Genomic DNA, 15,928 nt, shown 5'->3' with positions numbered 1-15,928 from the left:
CGCTTGCTCCCGTTTTTTTTTTCGACTAAAGTGGGGAGAAGTGGGTGAAAAGGGGAGAAAGTGGGAAAGTTCGGCGGGAAAGTGGTTTTCCCGGCTTCCCCACCTCACCGCTAACCAGGGGGCGGAATGTTCTTTCAGGGCGCAACGGCACTGAATCTCGATGCGAAGGGGCGCTTGGGCGTCCCGGCGCGGCATCGTGATGCGCTGCTGGAGGCCTGCGCCGGCAACCTGGTGCTCACCGCTCATCCGCACGGTTGCCTGCTGGTGTATCCGGCGCTGGCCTGGGAGCCGATCCGGGATCGCATCAATGCCGCGCCCAGCTTCGATATCAATGCTGCACGCCTGAAACGCCTGATCGTCGGCAACGCGCGCGACGAATTGATGGATGCCGTGGGGCGTGTCCTGGTTGCGCCCGAGCTGCGGGCCTGGGCGAAGCTGGACAAATCCGTCCGCCTGGTTGGCATGGGTTCGCATTTCGAGTTGTGGTCGGAAGAGATCTGGGCGCAGCAGCAGGCCGAAGCGGCTGCTCAGTTCGCCAGTGCGGGTCTGCCGGCGGGTTTCGAGAATCTGGCGCTGTGAGTGCGGCTGCTGCGCACATCACGGTGCTGCTGGAAGAAGCAGTTGCCGCGCTGGAAGTGAAGCCGGATGGCGTCTATGTGGATGCCACTTTCGGGCGTGGTGGGCACAGCAGGGCGATCCTTGCCCGGTTGGGGCCTGCAGGGCGGCTGATCGCCTTCGATCGCGATCCGCGTGCCATTGAGGCAGTGCGGGCACTGCAGGATGAGCGGCTGCAACTGGTGCACGAGCCTTTCTCGGCGCTGGCGGCAACGCTGGATGGAATGGATGTGCGGCACGTCGATGGCGTGCTGATGGATCTCGGGGTGTCGTCGCCGCAACTGGACGAACCCGAGCGGGGAATGAGTTTCAGATTCGATGCGCCGCTGGACATGCGCATGGATACGACGCGTGGTGAATCTGCCGCGCAGTGGCTGGCCCGCGCGAGCGTGGCCGAAATCTCCAACGTGCTGAGGGGATACGGTGAAGAACGGTTTGCTCATGCGATTGCAAAGGCGATTGATGCTGCTCGGCAAGGGGGCCCTGTTGCAACCACAGGCCAGCTTGCCCAGATCGTGGCGCAAACGGTGCGGACACGCGAGCCGGGCCTGCACCCCGCGACGCGGACCTTCCAGGCTCTACGGATTTGCGTCAATCGCGAACTTGAAGAACTGTCGCTGATCCTGCCGCAGGCAGTGGCGCGACTGAACACAGGGGGACGTCTGGTGGTGATCGCCTTCCATTCGCTGGAAGACCGCATCGTGAAGCGCTTCATGCGCGATCACGCGAAACCGCCTGCCTTGCCGCGAGGGCTGCCGGTGCGCGAGGCATTGCGTCCGCAACCGCCGCTCACGCTGGCTGGCGACGCGATCCGCCCCTCTGAGGGCGAGGTCGCGGCCAATCCGCGTGCGCGCAGCGCCATCATGCGCGTGGCCAGTCGTACCGGCGCCGCTTTCGACGGAGCCCAATCATGGTCCGCCTGACTGCCGTGCTGGTGGCACTTGCCGTGGCGAGCGCGCTGGGCGTGGTCAGTACCCAGCACAAGTCGCGCAAGCTGGTCACCGAGATCGAGCGCGAGCAGCGTCGAGCCCAGGCGCTGCAGGTGGAATGGAATCAGCTCGACATCGAGCAACAGGCCGTGGCTGCGCTGCCTACGGTCGAGCGGCTGGCGCGCCGCGTACTGAAGATGGAATCCCCGACTTCGGTGGTCAGTCTTGGAGGCGTCACACCATGACCCGCCTGCATACCTCTTTCAATCACAACCCGTTGCTGGAAAGCCGTGTTCCCGGCTGGCGGGCACGCGTCGTGCTGGCCCTGATGCTGATCGGCTCCACCGTGCTGGTCGGCCGCGCGATGTATCTGCAAGGGGTCAACCAGGAATTCCTGCAGCGCAAGGGCGAGTCGCGTTATGCACGCACCCTCGAATTGCCAGCCACGCGCGGCAAGGTGGTGGATCGCCACGGCGATACGCTGGCCACCAGCACGCCGGTCAAGTCCATCGCTGCGATTCCGGACATGGCCCAGCTCTCGCCTGCGCAGGTGATACAGCTGGCCAAGGTGCTGGAGGTCGAGCCGAGCGACATCAATCGGCGCCTCTCCAGCGGTCGCGACTACGTCTATCTGGCGCGCGCTGTGGCGCCAGACGTGGCGGAAGCCGCGTTGGCACTCAAGCTGCCCGGTATCCAGGCGCAGGATGAGTACCGTCGCTACTATCCGGCCGGCGAGATGGTGGCGCACATGGTCGGCTTCACCAACATTGACGACAAGGGGCAAGAAGGCATCGAGCTGGCTTTCAATGACCAGCTTTCCGGGCAACCGGGATCGCGGCGCGTGATCAAGGACCGGCGCGGCCAGATCGTCGAGGACGTGGAAACCATCCGCCGTCCGCAGGATGGCGCCACGGTGCAGCTGGCACTGGATTCCAAGATCCAGTTCCTGGCCTACAGCGCATTGAAGCAGGCGGTGCAAAACATGCGTGCCAAGTCCGGCGCCGCACTGGTGGTCGATGCCCGGACCGGCGAGGTGCTGGCACTGGTCAACAACCCCACCTACAACCCGAACAACCGGTCACGCTTGTCCGGGGAGCAGCTGCGCAACCGCGTGGTGACCGACAGCTTCGAGCCCGGCTCGACGATGAAGCCCTTCGTGGCCGCTATGGCACTGGAGTCCAACCGTTTCCGTGCCGACACCCTGGTTGACGTCAATGGCGGACAGCTCACCTTGGACGGCGCCACCATCCGCGATTCGCACCATCAGGATGGGCCCATGACCGTGGCGCAGATCATCCAGAAGTCCTCCAACATCGGTTCGGCGAAGATGGCGCTCACCTTTGCGCCCGAGCAGATGTGGCAGACCTACAGTGACCTGGGCTTCGGCCAGCCGGTGCGCGTGGGCTTCCCGGGCGAAGTCGGCGGGCGCCTGCGCCCCTGGAAGACCTGGCGGCCGATCGAACAGGCCACGATGGCCTATGGGCACGGTGTTTCGGTCACCACGATGCAACTGGTGCATGCCTACATGGCCTTCGCACGCGAAGGGGAGCTGATCCCGCTGTCGCTCACCCGTGTCGATGCGCCCGTGGTGCACGGCAAGCGTGTCTTCAGCCGTGAAGTCGCCAGTCAGGTTCTGGGCATGATGGAATCCGTCGTGGCGCCGGGCGGCACGGCCACGCGCGCTGCCGTGCCCGGTTATCGCATCGCAGGCAAGACCGGTACGGCGCACAAACTGGAAAACGGGCGGTATACCAACAAGTACCTGTCGTCTTTCGTCGGTATCGCGCCAGCATCGGATCCGCGCCTGATCGTGGCCGTGATCATCGATGAGCCCAGCGCAGGCAAGCACTTCGGCGGTGAGGTGGCTGGCCCGGTGTTCTCACAGATCACGGCCGGCGCATTGCGAACCCTGGGGATAAGGCCTGATGCACCGCCTGCGCCACTACGGCTGGCGTCACAGAACGTCGGCAATCTGCGGGGGGATATGTGACCTCACAGCTTGCCACCAGCATCCTCACCCTGTTGCGCGCCGGAGCGGAGAACGCCCGGCGCGTTTGTGCAGATTCACGCCTGATCCGGCCGGGAGACATCTTTCTGGCCTATCCCGGCCACAGCAGCGATGGCCGCCTGCATATCCGCGACGCCGTGGCGCGTGGTGCCGCTGCCGTGCTCTGGGAGCGTGAGGGCTTCGAATGGGATACCAGCCTGCAGTTGCCCAATCTGCCGGTCGACCGCTTGCGCTGGATGGCCAGCGACATCGCGGATGAGGCTTTCGGCCGTCCTTCGGAGAAACTCTGGACCATCGGTGTTACCGGCACCAACGGCAAGACTTCGATCAGCCAGTGGATCGCGCGCGCGTTCAACGCGCTCGGGCGTCGTTGTGCGGTGATCGGCACGCTGGGCACCGGTTTTCCTGGTCGCCTGAACGTTTCTGCGAATACCACGCCGGATGCCATCCTGCTGCAGGAAGCGCTGGCCGGCTTCCTGGCCCAGGGGGCGGAAGCCGTGGCGATGGAGGTTTCCTCCATCGGTCTGGACCAGGGGCGCGTTTCCGCCTGCCGCTTCAAGGTCGCCGTGCTCTCCAACCTGACGCGCGACCACCTCGACTATCACCACAGCATGGAAGCCTATGCGGCGGCCAAGGCGAAGCTCTTCGATGCGCCGGGGCTGGAGGCTGCGGTGCTGAATTTCGACGACCTGATGGGCGTGGTGCAAGCCCGGCGTCTGGTCGAACGCAAGCTGCCGGTGTATGGCTACAGCCTGATCCCGGACAACGCTGCGGCCGCGCCAGCGCAGCACATGCTGGTGGCCGAGCAGTTGCGCACCACGCCGGCAGGCATGCGTTTCGCACTGAATTTCGACGGCCAGCGGGCTGACATGTCCGTCGGCCTGGTCGGTCAGTTCAATGTTTCCAATCTGCTGGCCGTGGCAGCCAGTCTGCTCGCTTCCGGTTTCGAATTTCCGGCAGTGGTGGAGGCCCTGCGCGAACTGACGCCGCCCGAGGGGCGCATGCAGACACTGGGCGGTATCGGCGAGCCTCTGGTGATCGTCGATTACGCCCACACGCCGGATGCGCTGGAGCAGGTGCTGCATTCGCTGCGTGCCACCGTGTCTTCACGCGGTGGGCGGCTGGTCTGTGTATTCGGCTGCGGTGGCGATCGCGATCCCGGCAAGCGTCCGATGATGGGTGAGGTGGCTGCCCGCTTGGCGGATGCTGCGGTGATTACCAGTGACAACCCGCGCAGCGAGGATCCGCAGGCGATCGTGGCCCAGATCGCGGCGGCAGCGCCGCAGGCCACCTGCATCGTGGATCGCGCCGAAGCCATCCACCGCAGCGTGCTCGAAGCGGGAGACAACGACGTGGTGCTGATCGCCGGCAAGGGGCACGAGAACTATCAGGAAATCAAGGGCGAGCGCCACAGCTTCAGCGATGCCACACACGCGCAGGCCGCGTTGGGCGAATGGGCGCGTGGAGCGCGCCATCAGGGAGCACTGACATGATGATGACGCTGGCAAAGGTCACGGCGGCGCTGGGCGCCTCCCTGGAAGGCAGCTCGCGCGCCTTCGCGGCCGTCAGCACGGACACTCGCGAGGATCTGCGCGACAAGCTGTTCATCGCCCTGCGTGGCGAGCGTTTTGATGCGCATGACTTCATCGCCGAAGCTGCCGCCCAAGGTGCAGCCGGTGCCATCGTTGCAGCCGATGTGCCGTTGGCGGTAGCGGGCTTCCCGCTCATCCGCGTGGCCGATACGCGCCAGGCGCTGAGTACGCTGGCGGCTTTCTGGCGCGCCCATTTTGCCATACCCGTGATCGGCGTGACCGGCAGCAACGGCAAGACCACGGTCAAGGAAATGTGTGCTGCGATCTTGCGTGCCTGGCTCGGTGAGGATGCCGTATTGGCTACCCAGGGCAATCTGAATAATGACATCGGCGTGCCCTTGATGCTGCTGCGCCTGCGCGCGCATCACCGCGCCGCGGTGATCGAGATGGGCATGAATCATCCCGGGGAAATCGCGCCACTGGCCGCCATCACCCGTCCCGGCGTGGCCATCGTCACCAACGCCCAGCGTGCTCACCTGGCTGGCATGGGCGGGCTGCGTCCGGTCGCGGCGGAAAAGGGCGAGATCTATCGGGCGTTGCCTGAAGAAGGGGTCGCCGTGATCAATGCCGACGATCCACATGCCGATTGGTGGAGAGCCAATCACGGTCCGGCCCGCAGCGTTTCCTTCGGTCTGGGAGATGCGACGGACGTCGGTGGCACTGCCGCGATCAAGACTTTTGGCAGCCAGGTGCATCTGCGCAGCGCTGAAGGCGAAATCGATTTCGAACTGCCCATCCCCGGTCTGCATAACGTGCGCAACGCGCTGGGCGCAGCTGCCGCGTGTCTGGCCGCCGGTGCGCCGCTGGCCGCCGTGGCGCAGGGGTTGGAGCGCTTTGCCGGTGCTGGAGGGCGTCTGCAGCGTCGGCAGGCCGAAGGTGGTGCCATCCTGCTCGACGATACCTACAACGCCAATCCGGATTCCGTGCGTGCGGCCATCGATGTGCTGACCTATGCACCCGGCCAGAAGATTCTGGTGCTGGGAGACATGGGCGAGATCGGCGAAATGAGCGCGCAGTATCACGACGAGATCGGTGGCTACGCAAAGAGTGCGGGCGTCGATCGCCTGTTCGCGCTGGGGGAGCAAAGTGCGCTGGCCGCACGGAATTTCGGCGCGGGTGGCGAGCATTTCGCCAGTTGCGAGGAACTGATTGATGCCCTGCGCCTGGCGCTGGGCTCCGAGGTGGTGGTTCTGGTCAAGGGCTCGCGTTTCATGCGCATGGAGCGCGTGGTCAATGCCCTGATCGTCCCCCCTGCTGCCTGATGAAAGACTGAACGATGCTACTCAAACTCGCTCTCTGGATGGCCAGTGTCGAAGGCCTCAATATCCGGGCCTTCAACGTGTTCGGCTACATCACGCTGCGCGCGATGCTGGCGGTGCTCACCGCGCTGGTGATCTCCTTCATCTTCGGGCCGCCGGTGATCCGTTGGCTGGCGAAGAAGAAGATCGGCCAGGCCGTGCGCGACGATGGTCCCAAATCCCACCTCACCAAGGCTGGTACGCCCACCATGGGCGGCGCGCTGGTGCTGATCGCCATCGGAGTCACCACATTGCTGTGGGGAGATCTCTCCAGCGATTACGTCTGGGTCGTGTTGCTGGTGACGCTGGGCTTCGGTGCCGTGGGCTGGGTGGATGACTGGCGCAAGGTGGTGCATCGCGACCCCAAGGGTCTTCCCAGCCGCTGGAAATACCTGTGGACCTCGCTGATCGCACTGGCGGCAGCGCTCTACCTGGGTTACAGCGCCGATACGCCGGCTCATACACAGCTCATCGTGCCTTTCTTCAAGAGCGTGGCCTATCCACTGGGGCTGTTCGGCTTCGTGGCACTGAGCTACTTCGTAATCAACGGCACCAGCCACGCGGTGAACCTCACCGACGGGCTGGACGGCCTGGCCATCATGCCCACCGTGATGGTGGCTGCGGCACTGGCGATCTTCGCCTATGTGGCAGGGCACGTCGGTTTCTCCAAGTATCTGGGCGTGCCCTACATCGCCGGGACCGGCGAACTTGCGGTGTTCTGCGGCGCGATGGCTGGAGCCGGGCTGGGTTTCCTGTGGTTCAACGCCTATCCGGCCGAGGTCTTCATGGGAGACGTCGGCGCGCTGGCTCTGGGCGCTGCGCTGGGTACCGTGGCCGTCATCGTCCGCCAGGAGATCGTGCTCTTCATCATGGGCGGACTATTCGTCGCCGAGACACTGTCGGTGATGCTGCAGGTAGCCTATTTCCGCTGGACCGGCGGCAAGCGCATCTTCCGCATGGCGCCGCTGCATCACCACTACGAACTGGGTGGTTGGAAGGAAACCCAGGTCGTGGTGCGCTTCTGGATCATCACCCTGATGCTGGTGCTGTTCGGCCTTTCCACCCTCAAGCTGCGTTGATTCCATGAGCGCACGCACCCTGATCCTCGGCCTCGGCGAAACCGGACTGGCCATGGCGCGCTGGCTGACCCGCCAGGGGCGGGCCGTGCGCGTGGCCGATTCGCGTGCGCAGCCGCCCGGCGTGGCCGAGCTGCGGGCTGCCGTGCCTGGTGCGGAGTTGCATGCGGGGCCGTTCGGCGCCCATCTGCTCGAGGGGATCGACGAAGTCGCCGTGAGTCCTGGCCTGCCACTCAGCGAACCCTTGATCGAACAGGCGCGCATGCGTGGCCTGCCGGTATTGGGCGAGATCGAGCTTTTCACGCGTGCGCTGGCTACCCTGCCGCCGGCACGGGTGCTCGCCATCACCGGCACCAATGGCAAGACCACCACCACCGCGCTGACTGGCGAACTGGTGCGTGCCTGCGGCCTGGATGCTGCCGTGGCAGGAAACATCTCGCCGGCTGCGCTCACCGAGCTGCTGCGCCGGCTGGATGACCAACGCTTGCCGGACGTGTGGGTGCTGGAACTTTCCAGTTTCCAGCTCGAAACCACGGACTCCCTGCGTGCGGATGCTGCCGTCGTGCTCAACGTGACCGATGACCATCTGGATCGCCACGGCACGATGCAGGCCTATGCTGACATCAAGTCGAAGATCTTCGCGGGTGACGGCCTGATGCTGCTCAACCGCGAGGACGCGCTGGTGGCGGCGATGCGGCGTACGGATCGGCGTGCGCACAGCTTCGGGCTGGATGCGCCGGCTGACGGCGACTATGGAGTCTGCGATGGCTCCCTGTGCCGTGGCGCCGAGCGTCTGCTAGCGGCAAACGAACTGCAACTGGTCGGCAGCCATAACATTGCCAACGCGCTGGCGGCACTGGCTCTGTGCGAGGCCATCGGCTTGCCGCGCGTGCGCCTGCTGCAAGGGCTGCGCAACTTCCGTGGTCTGCCGCATCGGGTCGAACGGGTAGCGAGCCGCGCCGATGGCGTGGATTTCTACGACGACTCCAAGGGCACCAACGTGGGGGCCACCCTGGCTGCTCTGCAAGGGCTGGGCCGCAAGGTGGTGCTGATTGCGGGCGGTGATGGCAAGGGGCAGGATTTCTCCCCGCTTGCGCCAGCGCTTCGCGAGCATGCCCGTGCCGTGCTGCTGATCGGTCGGGATGCCGCGCGCCTGCATGCGGAAACGGCAGCCAGTGGCGTGCCGTTCCTGTATGCGGGGGATATGGATGAAGCCGTGGTGCTTGCCGCCGCCCAGGCCCAGGCGGGGGATGCGGTGCTGCTGTCACCGGCTTGCGCCAGCCTGGACATGTTCCGCAACTACGCACACCGCGCTGAGGTGTTCATCGCCGCAGTGCATCGTCTGCCGGGGGTACAGGCATGAGTACGCAAGGGCTCCTGGATTGGGCCGACCGTACCTTCCGTTCGCCCGGGCTGGGGCCGGGGCGCCTTGGCGGCGTGCAGCAATCGCCGGGAGAACTCGACCAGTCTCTTTTCTGGTCGGCCACGCTGCTGCTGCTGTTCGGTCTGGTGATGGTGTATTCCTCCTCGATCGCCTTTGCCGAGGGCAGCCGGCTTTCCGGTTACCGTGCCGATTTCTTCCTGGTGCGTCATGTGGCGTTTCTGGCCATCGGCGTGCTCGCCTGGTTAATCGCCTTTCAGGTGCCGGTAAAAACCTGGGAGAAGCTCTCTCCCTGGCTCGCGCTGGTCGGCGTGCTGTCCCTGATCCTGGTGCTGGTGCCGCATGTGGGGCGCGAGGTGAACGGCGCGCGGCGCTGGATCCCGCTGGGGCCGATCTCGGTACAACCCTCCGAATTCATGAAACTCGCCGCCGCGCTTTACGTGGCGGATTTCACCGCACGCAAGTTGCCGCATATGCGCAGCTTCAAGAAAGCTTTCCTGCCCGTGGCCGGCATGGTGGCGGCGGTAGGTTTCCTGCTGCTGCGCGAGCCGGACTTCGGCGCGCTGGTGGTGATCAGCAGCATCTCCTTCGGCATCTTGTTCCTGGGCGGCTTGAACCTGCGCATCTTCGCCGTGCTGATCGTGATGGCGCTGGCGATCTTTGCCTTTCTGGCGCTGACATCGCCTTACCGCTTGCAGCGGCTGGTGAACTTCGTCGATCCCTGGAAAGATCCGCTGGGCAGCGGCTATCAGCTCTCGCATGCATTGATCGCCTTCGGTCGTGGTGAATGGTTCGGTGTCGGCCTGGGAGCAAGCATCGAGAAGCTCTTCTACCTGCCTGAAGCGCATACCGATTTCCTGCTCGCGGTGATTGCCGAAGAGCTCGGTTTTGCCGGGGTGATGGTGGTCGTATCGCTGTTCGCGCTGGTGGTGCATCGCTGCTTCGCCATTGCGCGGCGCGCGCACCAACTGGAGAAGCACTATGCCGGTCTGGTGGCGCAGGGTGTGGGGCTATGGCTGGGCGGCCAGTCGCTGATCAACATGGGTGTGAACATGGGGGTACTGCCTACCAAGGGATTGACCTTGCCCCTGATGAGCTATGGTGGCTCAGGCATTCTTGCCAACTGCCTGGCTCTGGCCATCGTGTTGCGGATCGATTGGGAGAACCGCCAGGTGTCGAGGGGAGGCAACTGATGCCAGCGCAACGCGCTCCCAAACTTCTGGTGATGGCCGGTGGCACAGGCGGGCACATCTATCCTGGCGTGGCCGTAGCCGAAACACTGCGTGCGCGCGGCTGGCAGATCGCCTGGCTGGGCAATGAGGACCGCATGGAAGGCCGCATCGTGCCGGCCTATGGGTATGAACTGGCGTGGATCCGCTTTGGTGCCCTGCGTGGCAAGGGGCTGCGTGCCAAGCTGCTGTTGCCGTTGAATCTCTTGCGTGGTTTCTGGCAGGCTTGGCGGGCGATCCACCGTGTGCAGCCGGACGTGGTGTTGGGCATGGGCGGTTATGTGAGCTTCCCGGGCGGCATGATGGCCTCGCTGCAAGGTCGGCCGCTGGTGGTGCATGAGCAGAATTCCGTGGCCGGGCTGAGCAATCGTGTGTTGGCTGGCGTGGCCGATGCCGTGTTGGCGGGTTTTCCCGATGCCATCGCCAAGGCGCGCCATGTGGGCAATCCGGTGCGTGAAGATATCGCGGCGTTGCCGGCGCCGACCAGGCGTTTCGCCGGCCGCGCCGGGCCGCTGCGCATTCTTGTGGTTGGCGGTTCTCTGGGGGCCGAGGCGCTCAACCGCGTGTTGCCCGAAGCACTGGCGAAAATCCCGGCAGAAGAGTGTCCCGTCGTGACACATCAATCCGGCGAGCGGCAGATCGAAGCCTTGCGCGCCGCCTATGCGGCGGCCGGCGTCGAGGGAGAACTTTTGCCATTCATCGGCGATATGGCCAGGCGTTACGCGGAGGCAGACCTGGTGATCTGCCGCGCCGGTGCGCTGACCGTGGCCGAGCTGGCGGCGGCGGGCGTGGCCAGCATCCTCGTGCCTTTCCCGCATGCGGTCGATGACCATCAGACCGGAAATGCGCGTTATCTGGCCGACAAGGGGGCGGCGCTGTTGCTGCCGCAAGCCGCGTTGACCGCCGAAGCGCTGGCGGCGCAGATCCGGGCGCTGGACCGCGATCGTCTGCTGGCGATGGCCGAGGCGGCCCGTGCGCTCGCACGGCCCGAAGCGGCTGCGGCCGCGGCGGACTGCTGTGAAGCGCTCGCGCGACGGAGGCCGGCATGAGCGCAATCCGTGGTTTTGTTGCCAAGCCTTGTGCCGCATGGCGGGGCGGGTTTCCGGCCCAGCGTCAAGACGTGTGCGGCGCGGGCTTTTTTGCGACACTGCGCGCGCACCGCGCCAGTGGTGCTGTCGCGATGCGTGGTTCGCGGCAAATCAGATGTGAGACAGGAACAGGCATGTGCAAGTTCGGTCGCGGGCAACAAGGAATCCGCGCATGAAACACAAGGTCAGGAAGATCCATTTCGTCGGGATCGGTGGCGCTGGCATGAGCGGCATCGCCGAATTGCTTTCCAATCTGGGTTACCAGGTGAGCGGATCGGATCTGGTCGACAGCGCGGCTACGCGCCGCCTGCGCCAGTGCGGCGTGACGGTGCATATCGGCCATGCCGCCGAGCATGTGGCGGAAGCCGACGCCGTGGTGATCTCCAGCGCAGTGCATAACGACAACCCGGAGGTGATCCAGGCACGTGCCCGGCAGATCCCGGTGGTGCCGCGTGCGCAGATGCTGGCCGAGCTGATGCGCATCAAGCAGGGCGTGGCGATTGCCGGCACCCACGGCAAGACGACCACCACCAGCCTGGTTGCCAGCGTGCTGGCCGAAGGCGGGCTCGATCCGACTTTCGTGATCGGCGGTCGTCTCAACGCGGCAAGCGCCAATGCGCGCCTGGGCAGCGGCGAGGTGCTGGTAGCCGAGGCCGATGAGTCGGATAAATCCTTCCTTTTCCTCAGCCCGGTGATCTCGGTGGTGACCAACATCGACGCTGATCACATGGATACCTACGGCCACGATTTTGCCCAGTTGCGCCAGGCCTTCGTGGATTTCCTGCATCGCCTGCCTTTCTACGGAGTGGCGGTGCTGTGCGCCGATGATCCGCATGTGCGCGAGATCATCCCTTTCGTATCCAAGCAGGTGGTGCGTTACGGTCTTTCTGCCGACGCCCAGGTGCGGGCCGAGAATGTGCGCGCGGTGGGTGCACAGATGCATTTCGACTGCGTGCGCCAGAACGGCGAGCTGCACCGTTTGCCCATCGTGCTGAATCTGCCCGGGCAGCACAACGTGCTTAACGCGCTGGCGACGATTGCGGTCGCGACCGAGCTGGGGGTGTCCGATGCGGCAATCCAGAAAGGGCTGGCCGAATTCCGTGGCGTGGGCCGGCGCTTCGAGCGCTACGGCGAACTGCCCCTGCCAGGGGGCGGGCAATGCACGATCATCGACGATTACGGCCATCACCCGGTGGAGATGGCTGCCACGCTGGCTGCCGTGCGCGGCGCGTTTCCTGAGCGGCGCCTGCTGCTGGCCTTCCAGCCGCATCGCTACACCCGTACGCGCGACTGTTTCGAGGATTTCGTGAAGGTGCTCGGCACCGTGGATGCGCTGGTATTGGCGGACGTATATGCCGCCGGTGAGCCGCCCATCGTGGCTGCGGACGGGCGCGCGCTGGCGCGCGCGTTGCGCGTGGCCGGCAAGGTCGAGCCGGTGTTCGTGGAGGAGATTGCCGACATGCCGGCGCGCTTGCGCGAGGTGGCCTGTGACGGTGATGTGGTCCTGACCATGGGCGCTGGTTCCATCGGCGGTGTGGCGGCGCGACTGGTCAATGGCGAGTCCTGAGCGTGAGCGGACTCGGGGATTGGGCTGAAGAGGCAGAAGGGTAGGCATGAGCATGGAGCAGAATTTCGGCAAGGTTGCCGTGTTGATGGGTGGCAGCTCCTCGGAGCGGCAGATCTCGCTCAATTCGGGCAATGCCGTACTGTCCGCGCTGCGTAGCGCGGGCGTGGATGCCCACGCGTTCGATCCCGCCGAGCAATCCGTGTGGCAGCTGCGCGAGCAGGGATTCGCACGCGCCTTCATTGCACTGCACGGCCGTTTCGGTGAAGACGGTACATTGCAGGGCGCCTTGCAGGCGCTGGGAATTCCCTACACCGGCAGCGGTGTGATGGCTTCCGCGCTTTCAATGGACAAATGGCGCGCCAAGCTGGTGTGGCTGGCTGCGGGCGTGCCTACGCCGAAATACCGTTTGCTGACACCCGGCATAGATTTCACCGCCGTGATGGAAGCGCTTGGGCTGCCATTGATCATCAAACCCGCGCGGGAAGGCTCCTCGATCGGCGTGAGCAAGGTCGAGACACCGGCTGAGTTCGGGGCGGCCTACGAACAGGCCGCGCGTTGTGACGCACTGGTGATCGCAGAGGAATTCGTCGCCGGGCAGGAGATGACGGCCGGTGTGCTGGGGGACCAGACGCTGCCGCTGGTGCGCATTGAGATGTCGCCCGGCAATGCCTACGACTACGAAAACAAGTATTTCACCGACAAGGCGCATTACCACTGCCCTGCAGGTGTTTCGTCCGAGCTGGAGGAGGCCGTGCAGCGCGATGCCCTGCGTGCCTTCCAGGTTCTTGGCTGTCGAGGTTGGGGGCGTGCGGACGTGATCGTGCGTGCAGATGGCAGTTACAGCTTTCTAGAAATGAATACTGCGCCGGGCATGACGGATCATTCGCTGGTGCCGATGGCCGCACGGGCAGCAGGTATGAGTTTCGCCCAGCTGTGTCTGCGCATCCTGGAGCAGGCGGCGCTGGACTGAGCATTACGACGGAAGCGATGAGGAAATCCGATTGAACAAGGGCAGCGTGCATACCGCAGCAGCAGGCCACGGCGCAGAGCCGAGGCCTGCTGGCGCACGCACGCGGGTTCGCAGCGGCTTCTGGCATCGCCCGGACTGGATCAATCTGGTGGCCGACACCCTGATTCTGTTGGCGTCGATAGTGCTCGGATACGCACTGGTAATCGCAGTGGTGCGCCTGCCGCTGTTCGGTTTGCGCGAGGTGGTAGTGCTGGATGCACCACAGAGGGTGACCGCGGAGCAGATCGAATACGCAGCCGAGACTGCACTGCGCGGGAATTTTTTCACGGTGGATCTGGAGCGTGCGCGGGAAGCGTTCGAAACCCTGCCTTGGGTACGGCAAGCGCAGTTGCGCCGACGCTGGCCGGCGGCGGTCGAGGTTTCCCTGGAGGAACATGCTGCTGTGGCGCAATGGCAAAGCCCGGAAACCGGCGAGAGCAGTCTGGTCAATACACAGGGCGAACTCTTCGATGCGGCGGCCGGAGATTCACTGCCGGTGTTTGCCGGGCCGAGCGGCACCACCGTGTTGATGTTGGCCGAAATGCAGCACTTGAACCGGATTCTCGGGCCGTTGGGACGACACGTGGCGCAACTCAAACTTTCCGGCCGGCTTGCCTGGCAGGTGGTGCTTGACGATGGCTTGGTCATCGAGCTGGGCAAGAACCAGCCAAAGTCTCCGGTCGAGGCCCGCCTGGAGCGTTTTGTGGCCGCCTGGCCGGATATCAGGATGCGTTTCGGAGAGCGTCTGAAGGTGGCTGATTTGCGTTACCCCAGTGGCTTTGCCGCGCGCGTCGGCGCAGAAGATCTCAAACGAGGCACACAATGAGTAAGGAAAACAAGGATCTGATCGTCGGCCTGGACGTGGGCACCTCCAAGGTGACTGCGATGGTGGCCGAACTGCGGCCAGACGGGAGGCTGGACGTGATCGGGCTGGCGAGCCAGCCCTCCAGCGGTCTGAAGAAGGGCGTGGTGGTCAATATTGAGGCCACCGTGGATGCCATTTCGCGCGTGGTGCAGGAAGTCGAGCTGATGGCGGACTGCAAGATCCGCGACGTCTACACCGGCATCGCCGGTAGCCATATCCGCAGTTTCAACAGCAATGGCATGGTGGCGATCAAGGACAAGGAAGTGACCGCGCTGGATGTGGAACGCGTGATCGAAGTTGCACGTGCGATGCCGATCCCCGCAGACCAGCAGATCCTGCACATCCTGACGCAGGAATTCATCATCGACGGGCAGGACGGCGTGCGCGAGCCCATCGGCATGAGCGGGGTGAAGCTGGAGGTGAAGGTGCACATCATCACCGGCGCCGTGTCTGCCGCACAGAACCTCATCAAATGCGTGCGTCGCTGCGGCCTGGAAGTCGTGGACCTGGTGTTGCAACCGCTGGCTTCGAGCTTTGCCACGCTTTCCGAGGATGAGAAGGAACTGGGCGTGTGTCTGGTAGACGTCGGCGCCGGCACGACCGATCTGGCGGTGTTCACTCAGGGGGCGATCCGCCACACGGCGGTGATCCCGATCGCCGGTGACCAGATCACCAACGATATCGCCATGGCCTTGCGTACGCCGACCGTGGAAGCGGAAGAAATCAAGCTGCACCACGGCATGGCGGTGCAGAGTCTGGTCGATCCGGGGGAGACCATCGAGGTGCCCAGCGTGGGGGATCGGCCGCCTCGCCGCCTGTCGCGCGAGAGTCTGGCGGCGGTGATCCAGCCCCGCGTGCAGGAGCTTTTCGAACTGGTGCAAAGCGAGCTTCGCCGCAGTGGGTACGAGGAACTCCTGTCCTCCGGGCTGGTTCTTACCGGAGGGTCGGCACAGCTTGGCGGCGTCTGCGAGCTTGGCGACGAGGTCTTCCACCTGCCGGTGAGGGCCGGAATCCCCGTCTATCAAGGGTCGCTGGCAGACGTGGTCTGCCAGCCGCAGTACGCGAACGTGATGGGGTTGGTGCTGGAAGGTGCTGCACAGCGCCGACGTGGTCTTCAGGCCCGCGAGGGCCGTAGCGTGCGCCACTGGTTCGAGCGCACGAAAGCCTGGCTGGAGCGGAATTTTTGAAGTTGTAAGGGACCTTTGGGCGCAATGCGCTTTTTGGTCGATTCGCGGGTATTCCCGCAAGGTATTTAGTAGTAAACTCGCGCG

The 15,928-nt window shown here is 64.6% G+C and carries 14 protein-coding genes; all 14 read left to right on the top strand.

Annotated elements, in window-relative coordinates:
* Positions 1-126: 126 nt before the first annotated feature.
* On the top strand, positions 127-579 hold the full coding sequence (gene mraZ, locus BGI27_RS08960) for a division/cell wall cluster transcriptional repressor MraZ (RefSeq protein ID WP_095524526.1): 453 nt from the start codon (positions 127-129) through the stop codon (positions 577-579).
* The gene (rsmH, locus tag BGI27_RS08955) at positions 576-1,538 is read left to right on the top strand and encodes a 16S rRNA (cytosine(1402)-N(4))-methyltransferase RsmH (protein ID WP_095524525.1); all 963 of its coding nucleotides are present in this window, start codon (positions 576-578) and stop codon (positions 1,536-1,538) included. The genes mraZ and rsmH overlap by 4 nt, the downstream gene beginning before the upstream one ends.
* On the top strand, positions 1,526-1,789 hold the full coding sequence (ftsL, locus tag BGI27_RS08950) for a cell division protein FtsL (RefSeq protein ID WP_095524524.1): 264 nt from the start codon (positions 1,526-1,528) through the stop codon (positions 1,787-1,789). Before rsmH ends, ftsL begins: the two co-directional genes overlap by 13 nt.
* Positions 1,786-3,534, top strand: coding sequence for a peptidoglycan D,D-transpeptidase FtsI family protein (locus BGI27_RS08945; RefSeq protein WP_095524523.1), 1,749 nt, complete (start codon positions 1,786-1,788; stop codon positions 3,532-3,534). Before ftsL ends, BGI27_RS08945 begins: the two co-directional genes overlap by 4 nt.
* The gene (locus BGI27_RS08940) at positions 3,531-5,045 is read left to right on the top strand and encodes a UDP-N-acetylmuramoyl-L-alanyl-D-glutamate--2,6-diaminopimelate ligase (protein WP_095524522.1); all 1,515 of its coding nucleotides are present in this window, start codon (positions 3,531-3,533) and stop codon (positions 5,043-5,045) included. Before BGI27_RS08945 ends, BGI27_RS08940 begins: the two co-directional genes overlap by 4 nt.
* Entirely contained in the window at positions 5,045-6,406 is a 1,362-nt protein-coding gene (locus BGI27_RS08935) for a UDP-N-acetylmuramoyl-tripeptide--D-alanyl-D-alanine ligase (protein WP_095524542.1), read from the top strand. Before BGI27_RS08940 ends, BGI27_RS08935 begins: the two co-directional genes overlap by 1 nt.
* A 14-nt stretch (positions 6,407-6,420) precedes the next feature.
* Complete coding sequence (gene mraY, locus BGI27_RS08930; RefSeq protein ID WP_095524521.1) at positions 6,421-7,521, top strand: phospho-N-acetylmuramoyl-pentapeptide-transferase; 1,101 nt, start codon at positions 6,421-6,423, stop codon at positions 7,519-7,521.
* A gap of 4 nt (positions 7,522-7,525) precedes the next feature.
* Positions 7,526-8,881, top strand: coding sequence for a UDP-N-acetylmuramoyl-L-alanine--D-glutamate ligase (gene murD / locus BGI27_RS08925; protein WP_095524520.1), 1,356 nt, complete (start codon positions 7,526-7,528; stop codon positions 8,879-8,881).
* Positions 8,878-10,092, top strand: coding sequence for a putative lipid II flippase FtsW (ftsW, locus tag BGI27_RS08920; protein ID WP_095524519.1), 1,215 nt, complete (start codon positions 8,878-8,880; stop codon positions 10,090-10,092). Before murD ends, ftsW begins: the two co-directional genes overlap by 4 nt.
* Complete coding sequence (gene murG, locus BGI27_RS08915) at positions 10,092-11,177, top strand: undecaprenyldiphospho-muramoylpentapeptide beta-N-acetylglucosaminyltransferase (RefSeq protein ID WP_095524518.1); 1,086 nt, start codon at positions 10,092-10,094, stop codon at positions 11,175-11,177. The genes ftsW and murG overlap by 1 nt, the downstream gene beginning before the upstream one ends.
* Before the next feature lie 211 nt (positions 11,178-11,388).
* On the top strand, positions 11,389-12,783 hold the full coding sequence (gene murC / locus BGI27_RS08910) for a UDP-N-acetylmuramate--L-alanine ligase (protein ID WP_095524517.1): 1,395 nt from the start codon (positions 11,389-11,391) through the stop codon (positions 12,781-12,783).
* Between the two features lie 52 nt (positions 12,784-12,835).
* A complete protein-coding gene (locus BGI27_RS08905) occupies positions 12,836-13,753 on the top strand; it encodes a D-alanine--D-alanine ligase (protein ID WP_095524541.1) in 918 nt (305 codons plus the stop codon).
* Between the two features lie 31 nt (positions 13,754-13,784).
* Complete coding sequence (locus BGI27_RS08900) at positions 13,785-14,618, top strand: cell division protein FtsQ/DivIB (RefSeq protein WP_223871711.1); 834 nt, start codon at positions 13,785-13,787, stop codon at positions 14,616-14,618.
* Positions 14,615-15,844 (top strand): cell division protein FtsA, encoded by a 1,230-nt coding sequence (gene ftsA / locus BGI27_RS08895; RefSeq protein ID WP_095524516.1) that lies wholly within the window; start codon positions 14,615-14,617, stop codon positions 15,842-15,844. Before BGI27_RS08900 ends, ftsA begins: the two co-directional genes overlap by 4 nt.
* Positions 15,845-15,928: the final 84 nt, after the last annotated feature.

The sequence above is a fragment of the Candidatus Dactylopiibacterium carminicum genome (assembly GCF_014736495.1).
In the GTDB taxonomy this organism is placed as follows: Bacteria; Pseudomonadota; Gammaproteobacteria; order Burkholderiales; family Rhodocyclaceae; genus Uliginosibacterium; species Uliginosibacterium carminicum.
Note: the sequence above shows the minus strand (reverse complement) of the source record. Positions and strands in the feature narration are given on the sequence as shown.

Bases quoted from the DNA above. Each gene is read 5' to 3' on its own strand.
- ftsW (WP_095524519.1), top strand. From the start codon at position 8,878: ATGAGTACGCAAGGGCTCCTGGATTGGGCCGACCGTACCTTCCGTTCG.
- ftsA (WP_095524516.1), top strand. From the start codon at position 14,615: ATGAGTAAGGAAAACAAGGATCTGATCGTCGGCCTGGACGTGGGCACC.
- ftsL (WP_095524524.1), top strand. From the start codon at position 1,526: ATGGTCCGCCTGACTGCCGTGCTGGTGGCACTTGCCGTGGCGAGCGCG.
- BGI27_RS08945 (WP_095524523.1), top strand. From the start codon at position 1,786: ATGACCCGCCTGCATACCTCTTTCAATCACAACCCGTTGCTGGAAAGC.
- murD (WP_095524520.1), top strand. From the start codon at position 7,526: ATGAGCGCACGCACCCTGATCCTCGGCCTCGGCGAAACCGGACTGGCC.
- mraZ (WP_095524526.1), top strand. From the start codon at position 127: ATGTTCTTTCAGGGCGCAACGGCACTGAATCTCGATGCGAAGGGGCGC.
- mraY (WP_095524521.1), top strand. From the start codon at position 6,421: ATGCTACTCAAACTCGCTCTCTGGATGGCCAGTGTCGAAGGCCTCAAT.
- murC (WP_095524517.1), top strand. From the start codon at position 11,389: ATGAAACACAAGGTCAGGAAGATCCATTTCGTCGGGATCGGTGGCGCT.
- BGI27_RS08935 (WP_095524542.1), top strand. From the start codon at position 5,045: ATGATGACGCTGGCAAAGGTCACGGCGGCGCTGGGCGCCTCCCTGGAA.
- murG (WP_095524518.1), top strand. From the start codon at position 10,092: ATGCCAGCGCAACGCGCTCCCAAACTTCTGGTGATGGCCGGTGGCACA.
- BGI27_RS08905 (WP_095524541.1), top strand. From the start codon at position 12,836: ATGGAGCAGAATTTCGGCAAGGTTGCCGTGTTGATGGGTGGCAGCTCC.